This is a genomic window from Actinomadura sp. 6K520, from assembly GCF_004349245.1.
In the GTDB taxonomy this organism is placed as follows: Bacteria; Actinomycetota; Actinomycetes; order Streptosporangiales; family Streptosporangiaceae; genus Spirillospora.
The window spans coordinates 1-17,570 of the sequence record NZ_SMLC01000152.1 but is presented as its reverse complement, the minus strand read 5'-3'; the positions used below and the strand labels follow the sequence as shown (position 1 = coordinate 17,570).

The window sequence follows — 17,570 nt, the reverse complement described above, 5'->3', positions numbered from 1 at the left end:
GGCTCGGCCTGGGGTTTCTATCAGGACGGGGAGGCCGGTCGTGGCCGGGTGGTGGAAGAGGTCGGCGAAGGGGGGTTCGCCGATCATGCCGGCGCCTATGTTCTCGTGGCGGTCCCGGCCGGAGCCGCAGGGGTCCTTGGAGTCGTTGGCGTGGACCAGTTTGAGGCGCCCCTCGCCGACGGTGGCGACCAGGGCGTCGAGGGTGTCCTTGACGCCGCCGGGGGCGGCCAGGTCGTGGCCGGCGGCGAACGCGTGGCAGGTGTCGAAGCAGACGCCCAGCTTCGGGTGGTGTTCCAGGCGTTCGAAATAGGGGCCGAGGTCCTGGACCCGCGTGCAGAGCATGTTGTTCTGGCCGGCCATGGGTTCGAGGAGGAGATCGGGGCCGTCCTCGGGGATCCCCTCCAGGAGGGGCAGGACGTGCTCGTGGATCTGCGCCATCGCCTCGTCGTAGGTCTGGGTGACGGAGGAGCCCGTGTGGACGACGACGCCGCGGGCGCCGATGGCCCGGCCGCGGACCAGGGAGTGGCGGACGGTCGCGATCGACTTGGCGAGGGTCTCCCCGCTCGGGGAGCCGAAGTTGACCAGGTACGGGGCGTGCACGTAGACGGGGACGTCGGTGCGGGCGCGCAGCTTCTCGTCCTCGGCGGGGCGGCCCTCGGGGAGGGCCCAGCCGCGCGGGTTGGCCACGAACACCTGGACGGCCTCGGCGCCGATCTCGGCGGCGTACTTCAGGCCGCCGCTCGCCAGGCCGCCGGCCACGGGGACGTGGGCCCCGACGGGGTTGCGCGGTGAGGTCATGACCGGTTCAGCCTATCCGGTCACGGCCCCCGGACGATGGTGACGGTGGAGCCGCGCGGCGCCTCGCCCTCGCTCGGGGACTGGAAACGGACGATCTTGCCACCGAAGCCCGTCACGTTGACCTCGAAACCGGACTCCTTCAGGGCCTTCTCGGCGTCCTTGACGGTGCGCCCCACCACGTTGGGCACCGGGACGATCTTCTCGCTGCCGTCGTCGCAGCCGAGCTGGATCGGGCCCGCGTCGACCAGGCAGTCGCGCTTGTTGACGACGATCGTGACCTCGTCGCCGCGGGAGACGCCGGTGCCCTCGGCCGGGGCCTGGTCGATCACCGAGTTCGGTTCCTTGCCGTCGACCTTCTTCTTCTGCACCTTGACGTTCAGGCCCATCGAGCGCAGCCGGTTGGCGGCGGCGTCGCCGTTCTGGCCGATGAGGTCCGGCATGGACATGCCGGTGGAGACGATGACGGCGACCGGGTCGTCGGGGGACTGCTTCTGGCCGGCCTGCGGCTCGGTGCCGATCACCCTGTCCTTGCCGACGGTCTGGGAGGGGGTCCTGTTCGTCCGCCCGACCTTGAAGCCGTCGTCCTCAAGGATCTGCCTGGCCTCCGGCAGGGGTTTGCCCTTCACGTCCGGGACTTCGCGCGGGGTGATGCCCTTGGAGGGTGTCAGCGTGACGGGCTCGCCCTGGGCGAGGCGGGCGCCCGCGGGCGGGTCGGACTTGACGACGTCGCCCTTGTGGATGCGGTCGTCGTAGATGGCGGTGGCGACCCGCACGTCCAGCCCGGCGCTCTCCAACTGGTCGCGGGCGTCGTCGACGTCCATCCCGATGATCGACGCGGGGACGTGCTCGTACTGCCCGGACGTCTGGTACCAGACGGCCCAGCCGAGGATGAGCGCCGCGATGGCGCCGATGGCGATGAGGGCGTAGCGGCCGGTCAGCGCCCCGATGGCGCGGTCGGCCCGCGTGCGATCGGGGTACCCGGCGGGCACGGTGCCCCGGTCGAGGACGGCGGTGTGCCCGTCGGCGGGCGGGGCCTCCAGCACGCTGGTGGCGTTGCGGGACGCCTCCTCCATCCGCCGGTCGAAGTCGCGGGGCAGGCCGCCGAACGCCTCGGCGACCTCGGCGTGGTACTGGTTCGCGTCGACCGGGCGGCGCGCCGGGTCGTGGTTCGTCGCGTCCGTGACCAGGGCGTCCACCTGCGGCGGGATGCCCGGGACGATGCCGGACGGCGGCGGCACGGTCTCGTTCACGTGCTTGTAGGCGACGGCGAGCGGGGTGTCGCCCCGGTGCGGCAGCTCCCCGGTCAGCAGCTCGAACAGCATGACGCCCGCGGCGTACACGTCCGACCGGACGTCGGCGCTGCCGGACAGCACCTGCTCGGGGGAGAGGTAGCCGACCGTGCCGATGATCATCCCGGTCTTGGTCATCTTGCTGGCGGTCTCGGCGCGGGCGAGGCCGAAGTCGGCGACCTTGACCTGGCCGTCCTCGTTGATCAGCACGTTCTCGGGCTTGACGTCGCGGTGCACGAGACCGGCCCGGTGCGCGGCGCCGAGCGCGGCCAGCACGGGCATCATGACCTCCAGCGCGGCGCGGGGGCCGAGCCGGCCGAGGGTGGTCAGCGCGTCGCGCAGTGTGTGGCCCGCGACGTACTCCATCACCAGGAAGACGTGCTCGCCGTCGGTGCGCTGGTCGTAGACGGCGACCACGTTCGGGTGGGACAGCGCCGCCGCGGCCTTGGCCTCCCCGATGAAGCGGGCGACGAAGTCCTCGTCGGAGGCGAGCCCGGCGTGCATCACCTTGATCGCGACGGTGCGGTCGAGCCTGATGTCGCGCGCGACGTAGACCGTGGCCATGCCGCCGCGCGCGATGCGGGACTCAATGCGGTAGCGCCCGTCGAGCACCCGCCCGACGAGTGGATCAGCAACCGACGTGTCCATCCGTGCGAGTTTACGGGCGAATCGCGGAGGATCTCATCAGTCCCGAGTATGAGCCTCGACAAGCCCGGAGCGGGACTCCTCCGCGGTGCCCGGTGCCGGGGCGGGCGCGGTGCGGCGGCGCAGGCCGCGGGTGCTGCGGGAGACGGCGACGCCGGTGAGGCACAGGACGCCGCCCGCGAGGGTGATCAGGCCGGGGACCTCGCCGAGGAACAGCCACGACATCAGCACGACCAGGGCGGGGGCGGCGTAGGTGGTGGCGCCCATCTTCCCGGCGGACGTGCGCGCCAGCGCGTATCCCCAGGTGGTGAACGCGATCGCGGTCGGGAAGACGCCCAGGTAGATCATGTTGGCGGTCGCGCCGGCCGGGGCCTCCGCGGCCTGCGCGACCAGCTGGCCGGAGAACGGCAGGCAGACCAGGGCGCCGATCGCGCAGGCGAACGTGGTGAACTGCAGCGCCGAGGCGTGCCGGAGCGCGGGCTTCTGGCTGACGACGCCCGACGCGTAGGTGACGGCGGCGAACAGGCACAGCAGGACGCCGATGACCGACGAGCTGCCCTCGCCCGACATCGACAGCCCGACCACGGCGGCGCCGGCGAACGACACGGCCATGCCGGCCATCAGCCTGGGCGGCAGCCCCTCCTTGAGCAGCCAGCCGCCGAGGAGCGCGATGAGGATCGGGCCGATGTTGACGACGAGGGCGGCGGTGCCGGCGTCCACGAGCTGCTCGCCCCAGTTCAGGGCGACCATGTAGGCGCCGAACCACAGGATGCCCGCGGTGACGATCCCGGGCCAGGCGCCCCTGGGCGGCAGCCCCTCCCGCCGGATGAGCAGCAGCCCGCCGAGCACGACCGTCCCGGAGAGGAGGCGGCCGAGGGCGAGGGCGCCGGGGCTGTACTCGGCGCCGGCGCTCCGGATGGAGACGAAGGCCGAGGCCCAGAGCACCACGGTGATCGTGGCCGCGGCCATCGCGAGCTTGTCGATGCCCGCCGGCCTGCTTTCCTGCTGCATGTCACGCACCTTAGGTATGGGACGTTTCCACGAACACCGAAGGGACGTGCCGCGTTGCCGGCGTGTGCCCCGGGGTGGACGGATCCCAGTCTCACCGCGCCGACATTTCAGGTCCAGCGAATATTGCTATACCGGATTCTTTAGCTCCACTACGAGGTTGCGCGGCCCTCGAACGGCGAGGACGCCTGGGCGTAGCGGCGCTTCGGAATACGCCCCGCCGACCGCGCGAGGCGCCCGCCCGCCACCGCGTGGCGCATCGCGGCCGCCATCCCCGCGGGGTTCCGCGCGCGGGTGACCGCCGTCGCCAGCAGGACCGCGTCGCAGCCCAGCTCCATCGCCAGCGCGGCGTCGGACGCGGTGCCGATCCCCGCGTCCAGGATGACCGGCACGCCGGCCCGTTCGACGATCAGCTCGATGTTGTGCGGGTTGCGGATGCCGAGCCCCGACCCGATCGGGGACCCGAGCGGCATCACGGCGACGCACCCCGCCTGCTCCAGGCGCCGCGCGAGCACGGGGTCGTCGTTGGTGTAGGGCAGTACGGCGAAACCGTCGGCGACGAGCTGCTCGGCGGCCTCGACGAGCTCGATCGGGTCGGGCAGCAGCGTGTGCTCGTCCGCGATCACCTCCAGCTTGACCCAGTTCGTGCCGAGGGCCTCCCGCGCGAGCTTGGCGGTGAGGACCGCCTCGCCCGCGGTGAAGCAGCCCGCGGTGTTCGGCAGCACCCGGATGCCGCACTCGTTCAGGACGTCCAGCACCGAGCCGCGCGCCGACGGGTCCACCCGCCGCATCGCGACCGTGGTCAGCTCCGTCCCGGACGCGGTGAGCGCCTCCCGCAGCACCTGCATGCTCGGCGCCCCGCCGGTCCCCATGATCAGCCGGGAACCGAGCTCCTCACCCGCGATGACAAGCCTGTCGCTATCCACCTCAACCCCCCTGTACAGCGGTAAGGACTTCGAGCCGGTCAGCGTGGCGCAGGGTCGTCGTCTCCCAGGAGGAGCGGCGGACGACCTCGTCGTTCAGCGCCGCGGCCACGCCGGTCACGGCCGCGGTGACGGACGCGACGACCTCGGACACGCTCGTGCCCTCGGGCACGTCGCGCGGCTCACCATTGACGAACACCTTCATCGGGAGTGCACCTCGGCGGAGAATCGGTCGGGGGAGAAGGGCGCGGCCACGCCGGGGACGGGCGCGTCCAGCAGCATCGCGGACAGGATGTCGGCGGACACCGGCGTGAGCAGGATGCCGTTGCGGAAATGCCCGGTGCCGACGAAGAGGCCGGGCAGCGCGGACGGGCCCATCACCGGCGCGTTGTCGGGGGAGCCGGGACGCAGGCCCGCCGAGACCTCGGCGAACTCCAGCTCGGTGATGCCGGGCAGCAGCTCGCGGGCGTCCCGCAGCAGCTCCCACAGGCCGCCGGCGGTGACGCGCGTGTCGAAGCCCAGCTCCTCCTGGGTGGCGCCGAGGACGATCTCCCCGTCCGCGCGCGGCACCAGGTAGACCGACGAGCCCTTCACCAGCCCGCGCGTGGCGCGCGCCAGGAACGGCACGCGGGTGCGGAGCCGCATCACCTGGCCCTTCACCGGGCGGACGGGCGGGACGGCTCCCGGGGGCAGCCCCGCGAGGTCGCCCGACCACGGGCCGGCCGCGAGGAGGACGCGGTCGGCGCGGACCACGGTCCCGTCGTCCAGCCGCACCCCGGCCGCCGCGTCGTTCTCGACGGCGACGCCGGTGGCCCGCCGGCGGACGAACCGCGCGCCCGCCTTCTCGGCCGCCGTCAGCAGCGCCGCGGTCAGCCGGCGCGGGTCGATCGAGCCGTCCTCCGGGGCGAGCAGGCCGCCGCGGACGCCGGGTGCGAGCATCGGCTCCGCCCTCCGGCACTCCCGCCCGGTCAGGGCCTCGGCGGCGATGCCGAGGCTCTCCTGGAAGCGGCGCAGGTCGTCCAGGTAGCTCAGGTCGTCGGAGTCGAACGCGACCTGGAGGATCCCGTCGGTGCGGTAGGCGGTCTCCAGGCCGGTGAGCTCCTCCAGTTCCGCGACGAACGCGCCGTAGCGGTCGCGGGAGGCGAGGCCGAGCCGCAGCAGCGGCTCCTCGCCGTAGGTCACCTCGCTGACGGGGGTGAGCATGCCCGCGGCCACCGACGACGCTCCGCCGCCGGGGTCGGGGTCGACCAGGGTGACGGCGGCGCCGGCCGCGGCGGCCCGCCACCCGGTGGCGAGGCCGACGACGCCGGCCCCTATGATCACGATCTCCACCGCGCTCCCTTCGCCGGCATGATCCGGATCAGGTCCTGGCGGTCGGCGGCCCGTTCAGCCGCCCTCTCAGCCCGGTCGTACCGGACTCCCGCGCTCTGTGCCGTTTTACGTGCTTTCCACTGTACGACCCCGGTGAAGTGTTCAACTGTCTGGACACCAGTCCAAGTGAACGCCCGCCCTACGGTTAGGGTGAGCCCATGCAGAGGGTCATCGTCGTGGGTGGAGGGCTGGCCGGCGTGCGCGCCGTGGAGGCCCTGCGGAGCAGAGGGTACGAGGGCGCGCTGACGCTCGTGTCGGCGGAGCGGCACCGGCCCTACGACCGGCCGCCGCTGTCGAAGGCCGTCCTCGCGGGCGAGTCCGACGACACGACGGTCGACGCCGACTGGGACTCCCTCCGCTGCGACCTGCTTCTCGGCGAGCGCGCCACCGGGCTCCGGCTGGCCGGGCCGGGGCGCGGCGGCGTCGTCGCGTCCACCGCCGGGGACCTCCCGTTCGACGGGCTGGTCATCGCTACCGGCGCCGCCCCGGTCACGCTGCCGGGGGACGGGCGCCAGCACGTCCTGCGCACCATCGACGACGCCCGCGACCTGCGGTCCCGGCTCACCGGGGGCGCGCGGATCGTCATCATCGGGGCGGGCTGGATCGGCGCCGAGGTCGCGACCACCGCCGCCGCCAAAGGCTGTGCCGTGACGGTCGTCGAGGCGGCCGACACCCCCCTCGCGGGCGCGATCGGCCCGGAGGTGGGCGCGCTCACGGCGCCCTGGTACGCCGAGGCGGGCGTCGCGCTGCGCACCGGCGTGAAGGTCGCGGAGGTGCGGGACGGCGGCCTCGTGCTCGCGGGCGGCGAGGAGGTCGCCGCCGACGTGGTCGTCACCGGCATCGGCGTCCGTCCCGACCTGTCCTGGCTGGAGGGCTCGGGGCTCCTGCTGGAACGTGGTGTGGTCACCGACGCCTCGTTCCGCGTCTACCAGGACGAGGAGGAGCCCGGCTCCGCACGGCCGGACGTCGTGGCGGTCGGCGACTGCGCCGCCTGGTGGTCGGGACGGTACGGCCGGCGGCTCCTCGTCGAACATTGGGACACCGCGCTCAACGCGCCCGACGTCGCCGCCGCGACCCTCCTCGGCCAGGACGCCGTCTACGACGCGGCCCCGTACTTCTGGTCCGAGCAGTTCGGGCGCATGGTGCAGTACGCGGGCAGCCACGCCGTGTCCGAGCGGCTCGTGCGCCGGGGCGACCCGTCCGGCCGCAAATGGGCGGTGGTGTGGCTGACCGGCGACCGGCTCGACGCCGTCCTCACCGTGGACCGGCCCCGCGACCTGGTCCAGGCGCGGCGGGTCATCGCCGCCGGAACGCCCGTGGATCCGGCCGCCATCGCCGATCCCGAGGTGCCGGTCCGGCAGGCCGTTCGCCCATAGCGATCGCCGCGGGGACGTTACGGCTGTGCAGGGGGTTTGACGAATCCGGAGGAGTGGTAGCAAGGGGGCGTGACGCAGATGCACGCAACCGTTGAAAGCGCACTCGACCCCCGGACCGACGCCCTCGCGGGGGAATGGCTCTCCCTCGGGGAGGCCGCCGAAAGACTCGGGATCAAGCCCAACCGGATCAAGCAGCTCATCAGCGAGCACCGGCTCCTGGCGGTGCGCCGGGGCGGCACCCCCATGGTTCCCGCCGCCTTCATCAAGGACGGCCAGGTCATCAAGGGACTGCCGGGCACCCTGACGCTCCTGTCGGACGCGGGCTACGACGACGCGGAGACGATCCGCTGGCTGTTCACCGCCGACGACACCCTTCCCGGGACGCCCGTGGAGGCGCTCACCGAGAACCGGGGGACCGAGGTCCGCCGCAGAGCCCAGGCCCTGGCCTTCTAGGGCCCCCGGCCCCGGAACCGGGGCCCGCAGCGCACGTGACACGATCGCGGGGGCACGCCGGACGGGACGTGACCGCCGCGTGGCCCCGCGATCGTCCATGACGCGCTCGCCCACCGAAAGGAACGATGTCCGCCGTGTCCAGGCACCTCCCTTCCGACCGCGCCGTCGCCCTGCGCGCCCGGCTCAGCCGGGCCCGCGTGTACCTCTGCACGGACGCGCGAGAACGGCAGGGGGACCTGCCCGCCTTCCTGGACGCCGTGCTGGCGGGCGGGGTCGACATCGTCCAACTGCGCCAGAAGGGCCTGGAGGCGCGGCAGGAGATGGAGTACCTGGAGATCTTCCGGGGGGCCTGCGACCGGCACGGCGCGCTGCTCGCGGTCAACGACCGGGCCGACGTGGCGCACGCCGTCCGCGCCGATGTCCTGCATCTCGGCCAGGACGACCTGCCGGTCCCCGCCGCCCGCGAGATCGTCGGCGGCGACATGCTGATCGGCCGGTCCACGCACTCCGGTGAGCAGGCGTCCGCGGCCGCCGCCGAGCCCGGCGCCGACTACTTCTGCGCCGGCCCGGTGTGGCCGACGCCGACCAAGCCCGGCCGCGCCGCCCCCGGCCCCAAGCTGCTGGAGTACGTCGCGGCGCAGCGCGTGCCGCGGCCGTGGTTCGCGATCGGCGGGATCGACCTCGGCAACCTCGGCCAGGTGACGGCGGCGGGCGCGAGCCGCGTCGTGGTGGTACGGGCGATCACCGAGGCGGACGATCCGGGCGCCGCCGCGGCCGAGTTCGCCCGCCGGCTGGGCGGCGGGACGACCGGGGCTTGACCTGTATCACGGTGCGCGAACCCGGCCCGATCGCCCACAATGGGGATCATGAGCGTGGGACCCGACGACGACCGGCCGGTGGAGCTCGACGACGAGCTGGAGATCCTGCCGGACCAGACGTCCGACGACACCGACCTCGGGTGGGGCGAGTGGCGCGGCGACGACGACTCGCGCCTGCTGGAGGACCGTCCCCCGCACTGGTGATCCGCCCGGGGGCCGGGCCGTCACCCGGTCAGAAGAGCATTCCGAGCACGAAACCGCAGATGACCACGGCCGCGAGCGCGACCATCATGCGCCAGCGGTAGCGCGGGATCCGGGTCGGCCGCGGTTTCGGCATCGGTCCCTGCCCTTCGCGTAGCGCGCGGACGACCTGCGGCGCGGTCGGCCGGGCGGCGGGGTTCTTGTCCAGGCAGCGCGCCGCGAGGTCGCGGAGCGGTCCCGTCATGTCGCCGAGGTCGGGCCGGCGGGACGTGACGCGCCGCATGACCTCCGGGGCGGGCCCGGTGCCGAACGGCGGGCGCCCGGTCGCGGCGAACACCACCGTCGCGCCCCAGGCGAACACGTCCGCGGGCCGCCCCACGGGCTCGTCCTCGATCTGCTCGGGCGCCATGTAGGCGGGCGTCCCGGCCGCTCCCGCCGCGGCCTCGCCGGCGGCGCGCACGATCCCGAAGTCGACGACCTTGGCGCCGTCCGGGCCGAGCAGCACGTTGGCCGGCCTGAAGTCGCCGTGCACGGTCCCGGCGCGGTGCATCGCGGCGAGCGCGGCGGCCGTCCTCAGCGCCACCCTGTGCAGGTGCTTCGCGGGCAGGGGCCCGTCCTCGTCGACGACGCCCTGCAGGCGCGGGCCCTCGGCGTCCGCGCCGACGACATGCCGGAGCCGGGGGGCTTCGGCGTCCTCCTTGGCGACGCGCGGGCGGCCCTGCCCGGGGCGGGCCGCGGCGGGACGTGCCTTTCCCGGCCGGCCGGAGCGACCGGCGTGCGCCTGGCCCGCGTGCGCCTGGCCGGTGTGTGCCTGGCCCGCGCGTCCGGATCGGACGGCGGTGGGGACGGCGGGACGGGGGCTCGTCCTCCCGCGGGAGGTGTCGTGCGGCACTGGGGGACTCCGGCTCGGCGGGGACGGACGAAGATTTCCTCATTTGTACCGCCTAACCGGTGGGTAGGGCAGTGGAACGGCGATCTTTCCGCTTACCGGCACGTTCCGAGCGTCGCCGTCTCGGCGATCTCCCGTGAGGAGGAGCCGACCAGGACCCTGTAGCAGCCGTCCGCGACCTTCCATGCCTTCGCGCCCTCGTTCCAGTAGGCGAACGAGCGGGAGGACAGCGGGAACGTCACCCGCGTGCTCTCGCCCGGCGCGAGCGTGACCTTCGTGAAGCCCTTGAGTTGCTTCGGCGGCTGCGGGACGTCCACACCCGGCGACGGCATGCCGATGTACAACTGCGGCACGGCGATCCCCTTGCGCGACCCTGTGTTCGTCACCGTCACCTTGACGGAGTCGGTGCCGGCCACGAGGTCGCTGTAGCGGAACGTCGTGTAGGACAGCCCGTGCCCGAACGGGAAGCGCGGCGTGATGCCCTTCGAGTCGTAGTGCCGGTAGCCGACCATGACGCCCTCGGAGAACGTGACGTTCTGGTTGGTTCCCGGGTACTGCGCCGGGTTCCCCGATGTCGGCGCGTCGTTCTCGTTGACGGGGAACGTCACGGGAAGCCGTCCGCCTGGGTCCACGTCCCCGTACAGGACGCGGGCCAAAGCGTTCCCAGCCTCCTGGCCCGGATACCAGGCTTCGACGATGCCCTTCACCTGCCCGGCCCAAGGGGTCAGCACCGGGCCGCCCGTGTTCAGCACGACGATGGTGTTCGGGTTGGCCTTGGCGACCTCGGAGATGAGCGCGTCCTGGTCGCCCCGGAGGGGCTCGCCGCACTGCAGCGTGAGGCAGGACTTGTCGAAGAACTCGCCCTGGCTGTCGGTGGCGAACACGATCGCCACGTCCGCCTGCCGGGCCAGGTTCGCGGCCTCGGCGCGGTCGTCGCCGTTGGTGTGGGACACCCGCGCGCCGGCCCCTGCGCGGCGCGCGATGCCCTGTTGAGCGCTGACCGTGCCGAACGGGACCACCTGCGCCGAGCCGTGGCCGCTCGGGCTCTCCTGCGCGGCCCGCCCGATCAGCGCGATCGACCCGGGCGCCTCCAGCGGCAGGACGCCGTCGTTCTTCAGCAGCGTGATCCCGGCCTCCTCGATCCTCCTGGCGGCCGTCTCGCTCGCCGTCCGGTCGATGGCGGTGAGGTCGTTCGGGTACGCCTGCCGGTCGAACACGCCGAACCGGAACATCGTCCGCAGGATGTTGCGGACATGCCCGTCGACGGTCGCCTGCGTGACCTTCCCTTGCGAGACGGCCGTCTTCAGCATGAACGCGTTGTACCTGAAGCCGACGGGCAGTTCCATGTCGAGCCCGCCGTTGGCCGCGTCACCGGCGTCCTTCGGGGCGAAGTGGTCGGAGGCCACGTATCCCTGGAAACCCCACTCCGACCGCAGGATGTCGTTGAGGACGGCGCCGTCCTCGCAGGCCCACCGGCCGTTCAGCTTGCCGAACCCGCACATCACTGTCGCGGTGCCGCCCTGCTTCACGGCGGCCTCGAACGGCGGCAGGTAGATCTCCCGCAGGGTGCGCGGATCAACGGTCATGCCGAGCGACAGCCGGTCGGTCTCCTGGGTGTAGACGGCCATGTGCTTGACCGCCGTCATCACGCCCTGGGACTGCGCGCCCTCGATCCAGGGCACCCCGAGCGTCGCCGAGAGGTGCGGGTCCTCGCCGAAGCCCTCGAATGTCCGGCCGTTGCGGGGGGTGCGCAGGACGTCCACGGTCGGGCCGAAGACGACGTCGTTGCCGCGGTGCCTGGCCTCCCACGCCACCGTCCGGCCGTACAGCGTCGCGGCCTCCCGGTCGAAGCCCGCCGCGAGCGCGATCGGCGCGGGCAGCGCCGTCGCCTTGCCCTGCCGGACGCCCGCCGGCCCGTCGGCCATGTAGACCGGCGGGATGCCGAGCCGCCCGATCCCGTCGTTGGTATCGGCGTGCGCGGTCTCGAAGTACCCCCCGAGCGGGCCGCCGAAGGGGTCGTCCGCGGCCAGCATCGCGATCTTCTCGTCGGCGGTCATCCGCGGCAGCAGCAGGTCCGTCCGCCGCTCCGGGGTCAGCGACGGGTCGCACCACGGCCGTGCCGCGGGGTCGCCGCACCGCCCCGTCTCGGCCCGCGCCTCGCCCGGGACCGGCACCGCCGCGAGCGCCAGCACGGACGCCAGCGCGCCCGCGGCCGGCAGCCATCTGCCCACCCGCATCCACATGGCGACATTTGTGCCACCAATCAGTGGGAAAGTTCTAGTGCACCGGGGAAATTTGACCGGATCGTGTCATATGGAGCGTCACGTGCTCCGGGTGGTCGCCGCCACCGCGAGGTCCGACAGCGCCCGGTGCGCCTCCTCGGCGATCGGCGCGGTCGCCAGGGCCCGCTCCGCCTCGGCCAGGTAGCGCTCGATCATCTCCTCGCAGGCGGCGAGCCCGCCGGTCTCCTCGATGATCGCGCGCAGCTCGGCCACCCCCGCGGCGTCGAGCTCCTGGTCGCCGAGGCGGCGCCGCAGCGCCGCGGCCTGCGCCGCGGACGCGCGTTCCAGGGAGAGCGCGACGAGGACGGTCCGCTTGCCCTCGCGCAGGTCGTCGCCCGCGGGCTTGCCGGTCTCGGCGGGGTCGCCGAACACGCCGAGCACGTCGTCGCGGAGCTGGAAGGCGATGCCGAGCGGCAGGCCGTAGCCGGTGAGCGCGGCGGTCACGTCCGGGCGGGCGCCGGCGAGCTCGGCGCCGAGGTGCAGCGGACGCTCGATCGTGTACTTGGCGCTCTTGTACTCCACCACCCGCAGCGCCGTGGCGACGGTCGCCTCGCCGCGGGTGCCCTCCAGCATGTCGAGGTACTGGCCGCACATAACCTCGGTGCGCATCAGGTCGTAGACGGCGCGGCCGCGCCGCCGGCTGCCGTCGTCCAGCCCGCAGGTCTCGAACATCTCGCCCGACCAGGCCAGGCACAGGTCGCCGAGCAGGATGGCGGAGCCCGAGCCGAACGCACCGGCGTCGCCCGGCCAGCCCTGCGCGTGGTGCAGCGCCTCGAACCTGCGGTGGACGGACGGCTGGCCGCGCCGGGTGTCGCTGGAGTCCATGACGTCGTCGTGGATCAGCGCGCTCGCCTGCAGCAGCTCCAGGGACGCGGCGGCGGCCACGATGCCGCCGCCGTCCGCACCGCCCGCCGCGCGCCACCCCCAGTAGCAGAACGCGGGACGGAGCCGCTTGCCGCCGCCGAGGAGGGCGTCCAGCGCGGACAGCATGGGCGCGAGGTCGTCACTGATGGTCAGCAGGGCCGGGCGCTGCCGGTCGACGAAGGCCAGGAGCGCCTCGTCGACCTCCTTGCGGATACGGCTGGTCGACATGCCGAGATCGTATCCACCTGGGAAGATTCAACCGTCCGCCAGGGAAGTAAGAAGACGCTAGATTGCCAGAAATAGGGACATAACGACGGTGCGGTGTGCCGAGCGTCACCCCCCTCGGCGGCCGCGGCGGCTTCTGTAGGCTTGGAGAATGCGACGCCTGCGCCCAGACCGCCCCCCCATCGTCCGAGAGCTGCTGGCCTCGGGCGCCAGGTCCTTCTCCTTCGAGTTCTTCCCGCCCAAGACCGACAAAGGCGCGCTGAACCTCTGGCGCACGATCCGCGAGCTCGAGTCCCTGCAGCCGACGTTCGTCTCCGTGACCTACGGGGCGGGCGGCGGCACCCGCGACAAGACCGTCGACATCGTCGAGCGCATCGCCACCGACACCACCCTCACGCCCGTCGCGCACTTCACCGCCGTCGACCACTCCCAGGCCGAGCTGCGCAACCTCATCGGCCGGTTCGCCGCCGCCGGCGTGCGCAACGTCCTCGCGCTGCGCGGCGACCCGCCCGGCGACCCGATGGGGGAGTGGGTCCAGCACCCCGACGGCGTCGAGTACGCCGCCGACCTCGTCCGGATGATCCGCTCCTACGGCGACTTCTGCGTCGGCGTCGCCGCGTTCCCCTACAAGCACCCGCGCTCACCCGACATCGAGAGCGACACCCGCTACTTCATCGAGAAGTGCCGCGCCGGAGCCGACTACGCCATCACCCAGATGTTCTTCCGCGCCGAGGACTACTTCCGGCTCCGCGACCGCGTCCAGGCCGCAGGCTGCGACGTGCCGATCCTGCCGGGCATCATGCCGGTCACCCAGATGAGCACGATCGAGCGCTCCGAGCAGCTGTCGGGAGCGCCGTTCCCGCCCGAGGTCAGAGCCCGCTTCGAGGCCGTCGCCGACGACCCCGAGGCGGTGCGCCGGCTCGGCATCGAGCACGCCGCCGAACTGTGCCGGGACCTGCTCGAACAGGACGCGCCCGGCATCCACTTCATCACGTTCAACAAGTCCACGGCGACGCGCGAGGTCTACGGCCTGCTCGACGCCGCCTCGTACGGCGGCAGGGGCAGCGCCCCGCCCATGACCGCGTAGCGGGGGCCGCCGCCGGGGAACTCGAAATCGGTCAGCAGGTCGGTCATGCCGACCGAGCGGTAGAGGGTGCGGGCCGGGGTGTCCGGCCGCCTGTCCAGCGTCGACAGCACGACGGTCCGCTCCGGCCGCCCCTCGCACAGCGCGCTCAGCAGGCTCCGGCCGAGGCCGCGGCCCTGGAACTCCGGGCGGACGTGGAGCTCCGCCACCTCGAACGTGTCGTCCAGCCACGCCTCGGCGTGCTCGGGCCCCTCCCTGTCGCTCAGCGCCTGGAAGACGACGTCGTGCCACCACTGGCCGCGCGTTCCATGGAATCCGTACGCGAACCCCTGGACCGGCCTCGCCAGGACGGGCAGCGCGCTGCGCCGCTCGACCACGAACGCCCGGAAACCCGCGTACGACGCGTGCCGTTCCATGATGGTGTGGCGGCCCGGAAGCTGCTCGTTCGGCGGTTCCATCGCGGCCGCGTACACGTCCAGCATCGGGTCGAGCCTGCGTAGGAAGGCGCGTTCGTCGATCTCGCGCAGCTTCGCGTCCCTCACGCGACCGAGACTAGCCCCGGGGGACGGCCCGCCGGGCCGCGGCGAGCCGATCGCCGGGAGGTCACCGGCCCCCGAGGGCCCTGCGCACCGACTCCTCGTCGCGGGCCACGACCGCGGCCTCGCCGGTCACCACGATCGGCCGCTGGATCAGCACCGGGTTCGCCACCATGATCTCGATCCAGCGGGCACGGTCCCGTTCGAGGTCCTTCAGCCCGAGTTCCCTGGCGACCGGCTCGTTGAGGCGCGCCACGTCCCACGGCTCCGCGCCGATGCCGGTGAGCACGGCGTCGAGCTCCTCCGCCGTGGGCGGCTCGTCCAGGTAGCGGCGCTCGGTGTACGCCGCGCCCGCCTCGTCGAGCGCGGCCTTCGCGGCCCGGCTCTTCGAGCAGCGCGGGTTGTGCCAGAGCTCCATGGTCACTCCACCTCCGCCGGGGTTCCCCCGGTGATCCTCAGCAGTTCCTCGTACGTCGTGGGGAAGACGGTGTGCGGGTGCCCGCCCGCCGCCCAGACCCGGTCGTACCTGTCCAGCCAGACGTCCACGAGCGTCCGGACCGGCGCCGGGTGGCCCAGCGGCGCGACGCCCCCGATCGGCTGGCCCGTCGCGTCCCGCACGAACTCCGGCGACGCCCGCCGCACCTTCTCCGCCCCCACCACGGCCGCGACCTTCGCCGTGTCCACCCGGTGCGCGCCGCTCGTCAGCACCAGCAGCGGCGTCCCGTCGGCGTCGAACACCAGGCTGTTGGCGATCGCCCCCACCTCGCAGCCGAGCTGCTCCGCGGCGGCCTGCGCCGTCCTCGCGGAGTCGGGCAGTTCGACGATGGTCCCGGTCGCGCCCCGGTCGAGCAGCGCCTTCGCGACGCGTTCGGCATTCGGATGCATGGAAAGCACTTTAAGCTCAGCGCATGCGAGGGAGACCCATCGGCACGGGAGTGACCGCGGCCCTTCTGGCCGCCGCCGTCCTCCTGGCGGGCTGCAGCGGGACGGACGAGGCGGCGCCTCCGCCACCGGCGAGCTCACCGTCCGCGAAACCGACGACGCCCACAGCTACGCCTACACCGACACCCACGCAGCGCAGGCTGAAGCCGGGGGCGAAGGGCCCCGATGTAGAGGAACTCCAGCGGCGCCTCAAGGCCCTCAACTACGACCCGGGCAAGGTGGACGGGAAGTACGGGCCCTCCACCGAGATGGCCGTGTGGGCGTTCCAGGCGGTCAACCGCATGAAGCAGAAGAGCACGCTTGGCAAGTCGTTCTGGGAGGCTCTGGCCGACCCCAAGGAACCGCGTCCGATGGCCAAGAAGCGCGAGAAGAACCGCGTGGACGTCGACCTGAAGCGCCAGTACCTCGTCCTCTACAAGGACGGTGAGCCGCGCCTCATCACGCACATCTCGTCGGGTTCAGGGGAGTACTACTGCGCGAAGGACCGCGGGGCCACCGTCCCCCGGTGCCGCTACGCCACCACCGGCACGGGCGACTTCCGGACGGGACGCCGCTTCTCCGGCTGGGAGACCTCACCCCTGGGACGGCTCTACAACCCGATCTACTTCAACGGGGGCATCGCCTTCCACGGCGCGCTGAGCGTGCCGAAGCACCCCGCCTCGCACGGCTGCGTCCGGATGCCGATGCACATCGCCGAGTACTTCCCCGACCTCCTCGGAGACGGCGTCCCGGTGCACGTCAGGCGACCTCGCTAGGGCTCCGCGGCGCACTCCCGGCGAACTGTCGTACCCCGCTGTTCTACTGCTGTCATGCCCGCTGACCTGCGGGATGCGACACACGTTCGAACACGTTGACGAATCGCCGTCAGGGCGGTTTACTGGTCAGTGCGTCGAACTTATGTTCGACGTGGCGCGGGACTCGCGGCCCGCGCCAGGGCGACGTCCCCGCCGATCGCGGTGTTTCGGCGGGACGGACGGCCGGGCGGAGTGAGGGGAAGCTCTCCGCCCGGCCGGCCCGAGCCCCGGAAGGAGGCAGAAATGTCCGGAACGAGGACCGCACGCGCAATCCACTCCGCCGCACAGCCCGTCCCGCCGCCGAGCCCGCGCCACCGTCCGATGCCGGCGCCGCGCCCGGCGCACACGGCCGTCGGCCAGCTGCACGCCGCCCGCATGGGCCTCGCCGAGGCGGCCGAGGCCACCTCGCCCGCCGTCCGCTACGTCTGCGCGCACCTGGCCGCCCTGCGCGCCGCCGCCGCGGTCCTGGCGTCCAAGGAACCCCTGGAGACCCACCGCCGCGGCCGCCCCCGGAGCGTCTGGGTGCTGCTGCCCGAGGCCGAGCCCGCCCTGCGCGAATGGGCCGCCTTCTTCGCCGCCGGCGCCGACAAACGCGCCGCCGCCGAGGCGGGGCTGCCCCGCGCCGTCACCCCGCGCGAGGCCGAGGAGCTCCTCCACGACGCCGAGGTCTTCGTCACCCTCGTCGAAGACACTTTGGGCATCACCGGCCAACCGACTCTCCCCGTCCCCGAAGCGAGTTAAGCGCTGCGTTCATTGCAGTCCAGGCCCACTGCGCTCGCTGGCGCTCGCTACGTGACCTGGCCTGTGCGAGCGCTGCACCGTCCTCCAGCCCCCGCCCACCACCATGCAATCGACGAGCTTCGCTCGGCCATCGCTTCGCGATCTTCCCGGGGAGGCTCGCCTTCGGCTTCGCCTCCCCGGTCAGGTAACGCGCTCGCGTGCGTGGCCGAGGTCGCTGTGAACACGTACCGGACCGAAGCCGGTCCTCTAGACGATCGCGCCGGCGGTGGCCGCAAACCCCCCGAGCCGGCCCCGCCGGCGCGATCCCACCCGCACGGGCTCAGGGTGTGGT

General features: G+C 72.9%; 19 protein-coding genes and 1 riboswitch. Of the genes, 7 read left to right on the top strand and 12 right to left on the bottom strand.

Annotated elements, in window-relative coordinates; genetic code table 11:
• The 6 genes from E1289_RS29260 to thiO form a co-directional block, all read right to left on the bottom strand.
• Positions 1-798 (bottom strand): deoxyribonuclease IV (locus tag E1289_RS29260; protein WP_131985890.1); only part of this gene is annotated, 798 nt, incomplete at its 3' end.
• Positions 799-818: 20 nt separating this feature from the next.
• A complete protein-coding gene (pknB, locus tag E1289_RS29255; RefSeq protein ID WP_131985888.1) occupies positions 819-2,735 on the bottom strand; it encodes a Stk1 family PASTA domain-containing Ser/Thr kinase in 1,917 nt (638 codons plus the stop codon).
• 36 nt (positions 2,736-2,771) lie between these two features.
• Positions 2,772-3,743, bottom strand: coding sequence for an EamA family transporter (locus E1289_RS29250; protein WP_131985886.1), 972 nt, complete (start codon positions 3,741-3,743; stop codon positions 2,772-2,774).
• Positions 3,744-3,892: 149 nt separating this feature from the next.
• Entirely contained in the window at positions 3,893-4,666 is a 774-nt protein-coding gene (locus tag E1289_RS29245; RefSeq protein ID WP_131985884.1) for a thiazole synthase, read from the bottom strand.
• Position 4,667: 1 nt separating this feature from the next.
• A complete protein-coding gene (thiS, locus tag E1289_RS29240) occupies positions 4,668-4,868 on the bottom strand; it encodes a sulfur carrier protein ThiS (protein WP_131985882.1) in 201 nt (66 codons plus the stop codon).
• The gene (gene thiO, locus E1289_RS29235) at positions 4,865-5,995 is read right to left on the bottom strand and encodes a glycine oxidase ThiO (RefSeq protein WP_131985880.1); all 1,131 of its coding nucleotides are present in this window, start codon (positions 5,993-5,995) and stop codon (positions 4,865-4,867) included. Before thiO ends, thiS begins: the two co-directional genes overlap by 4 nt.
• Positions 5,984-6,097, bottom strand: a riboswitch (TPP riboswitch). It overlaps the preceding gene by 12 nt.
• A 95-nt stretch (positions 6,098-6,192) precedes the next feature.
• Here thiO and E1289_RS29230 point away from each other — a divergent pair.
• The 4 genes from E1289_RS29230 (at position 6,193) to E1289_RS38465 (ending at position 8,885) form a co-directional block, all read left to right on the top strand.
• The gene (locus tag E1289_RS29230; protein WP_131985877.1) at positions 6,193-7,410 is read left to right on the top strand and encodes an FAD-dependent oxidoreductase; all 1,218 of its coding nucleotides are present in this window, start codon (positions 6,193-6,195) and stop codon (positions 7,408-7,410) included.
• Positions 7,411-7,488: 78 nt separating this feature from the next.
• Positions 7,489-7,863 carry an Rv2175c family DNA-binding protein gene (locus tag E1289_RS29225; protein ID WP_131985875.1) on the top strand — a complete coding sequence of 125 codons (375 nt, stop codon included), beginning with the start codon at positions 7,489-7,491 and terminating at the stop codon, positions 7,861-7,863.
• A gap of 134 nt (positions 7,864-7,997) precedes the next feature.
• Positions 7,998-8,681, top strand: coding sequence for a thiamine phosphate synthase (gene thiE / locus E1289_RS29220; protein WP_243713223.1), 684 nt, complete (start codon positions 7,998-8,000; stop codon positions 8,679-8,681).
• 48 nt (positions 8,682-8,729) lie between these two features.
• Positions 8,730-8,885 (top strand): hypothetical protein, encoded by a 156-nt coding sequence (locus tag E1289_RS38465; protein WP_165970653.1) that lies wholly within the window; start codon positions 8,730-8,732, stop codon positions 8,883-8,885.
• 28 nt (positions 8,886-8,913) lie between these two features.
• On the opposite strand, the gene E1289_RS29215 is transcribed toward E1289_RS38465, so the two are convergent.
• The 3 genes from E1289_RS29215 to E1289_RS29205 all read right to left on the bottom strand — a co-directional run bounded on the left by E1289_RS29215 (position 8,914) and on the right by E1289_RS29205 (position 13,145).
• Positions 8,914-9,774 carry a protein kinase gene (locus tag E1289_RS29215; protein WP_131985871.1) on the bottom strand — a complete coding sequence of 287 codons (861 nt, stop codon included), beginning with the start codon at positions 9,772-9,774 and terminating at the stop codon, positions 8,914-8,916.
• A 92-nt stretch (positions 9,775-9,866) separates the two neighbouring features.
• A complete protein-coding gene (locus tag E1289_RS29210; protein ID WP_243713222.1) occupies positions 9,867-12,014 on the bottom strand; it encodes a glycoside hydrolase family 3 C-terminal domain-containing protein in 2,148 nt (715 codons plus the stop codon).
• 78 nt (positions 12,015-12,092) lie between these two features.
• Entirely contained in the window at positions 12,093-13,145 is a 1,053-nt protein-coding gene (locus E1289_RS29205) for a polyprenyl synthetase family protein (protein ID WP_131985869.1), read from the bottom strand.
• Between the two features lie 148 nt (positions 13,146-13,293).
• Between E1289_RS29205 and metF the strand changes: the two genes are divergently transcribed.
• Positions 13,294-14,229, top strand: a complete 936-nt coding sequence (metF, locus tag E1289_RS29200; protein ID WP_131985867.1) for a methylenetetrahydrofolate reductase [NAD(P)H] — start codon at positions 13,294-13,296, stop codon at positions 14,227-14,229.
• On the opposite strand, the gene E1289_RS29195 is transcribed toward metF, so the two are convergent.
• From E1289_RS29195 to E1289_RS29185, 3 genes are all read right to left on the bottom strand, one after another.
• Positions 14,166-14,768, bottom strand: a complete 603-nt coding sequence (locus tag E1289_RS29195) for a GNAT family N-acetyltransferase (RefSeq protein ID WP_131985865.1) — start codon at positions 14,766-14,768, stop codon at positions 14,166-14,168. The two genes, metF and E1289_RS29195, sit on opposite strands and share 64 nt — an antisense overlap.
• 61 nt (positions 14,769-14,829) lie before the next feature.
• Entirely contained in the window at positions 14,830-15,180 is a 351-nt protein-coding gene (locus tag E1289_RS29190; protein ID WP_131985863.1) for an arsenate reductase family protein, read from the bottom strand.
• Between the two features lie 2 nt (positions 15,181-15,182).
• Positions 15,183-15,647 carry a YbaK/EbsC family protein gene (locus E1289_RS29185; protein ID WP_131985861.1) on the bottom strand — a complete coding sequence of 155 codons (465 nt, stop codon included), beginning with the start codon at positions 15,645-15,647 and terminating at the stop codon, positions 15,183-15,185.
• A gap of 23 nt (positions 15,648-15,670) precedes the next feature.
• Between E1289_RS29185 and E1289_RS29180 the strand changes: the two genes are divergently transcribed.
• Complete coding sequence (locus E1289_RS29180; RefSeq protein WP_131985859.1) at positions 15,671-16,459, top strand: L,D-transpeptidase family protein; 789 nt, start codon at positions 15,671-15,673, stop codon at positions 16,457-16,459.
• 282 nt (positions 16,460-16,741) lie between these two features.
• A complete protein-coding gene (locus E1289_RS29175; protein ID WP_131985857.1) occupies positions 16,742-17,239 on the top strand; it encodes an SAV_6107 family HEPN domain-containing protein in 498 nt (165 codons plus the stop codon).
• The last annotated feature ends 331 nt before the right edge of the window (positions 17,240-17,570 follow it).

Excerpts from the sequence above, each read along its gene's own strand:
- pknB (WP_131985888.1), bottom strand. The coding sequence starts at position 2,735 with ATGGACACGTCGGTTGCTGATCCACTCGTCGGGCGGGTGCTCGACGGG.
- E1289_RS29250 (WP_131985886.1), bottom strand. The coding sequence starts at position 3,743 with ATGCAGCAGGAAAGCAGGCCGGCGGGCATCGACAAGCTCGCGATGGCC.
- thiS (WP_131985882.1), bottom strand. The coding sequence starts at position 4,868 with ATGAAGGTGTTCGTCAATGGTGAGCCGCGCGACGTGCCCGAGGGCACG.
- E1289_RS29230 (WP_131985877.1), top strand. The coding sequence starts at position 6,193 with ATGCAGAGGGTCATCGTCGTGGGTGGAGGGCTGGCCGGCGTGCGCGCC.
- E1289_RS29225 (WP_131985875.1), top strand. The coding sequence starts at position 7,489 with ATGCACGCAACCGTTGAAAGCGCACTCGACCCCCGGACCGACGCCCTC.
- E1289_RS38465 (WP_165970653.1), top strand. The coding sequence starts at position 8,730 with ATGAGCGTGGGACCCGACGACGACCGGCCGGTGGAGCTCGACGACGAG.
- E1289_RS29210 (WP_243713222.1), bottom strand. The coding sequence starts at position 12,014 with ATGTGGATGCGGGTGGGCAGATGGCTGCCGGCCGCGGGCGCGCTGGCG.
- E1289_RS29205 (WP_131985869.1), bottom strand. The coding sequence starts at position 13,145 with ATGTCGACCAGCCGTATCCGCAAGGAGGTCGACGAGGCGCTCCTGGCC.
- metF (WP_131985867.1), top strand. The coding sequence starts at position 13,294 with ATGCGACGCCTGCGCCCAGACCGCCCCCCCATCGTCCGAGAGCTGCTG.
- E1289_RS29190 (WP_131985863.1), bottom strand. The coding sequence starts at position 15,180 with ATGGAGCTCTGGCACAACCCGCGCTGCTCGAAGAGCCGGGCCGCGAAG.
- E1289_RS29185 (WP_131985861.1), bottom strand. The coding sequence starts at position 15,647 with ATGCATCCGAATGCCGAACGCGTCGCGAAGGCGCTGCTCGACCGGGGC.
- E1289_RS29180 (WP_131985859.1), top strand. The coding sequence starts at position 15,671 with ATGCGAGGGAGACCCATCGGCACGGGAGTGACCGCGGCCCTTCTGGCC.
- E1289_RS29175 (WP_131985857.1), top strand. The coding sequence starts at position 16,742 with ATGTCCGGAACGAGGACCGCACGCGCAATCCACTCCGCCGCACAGCCC.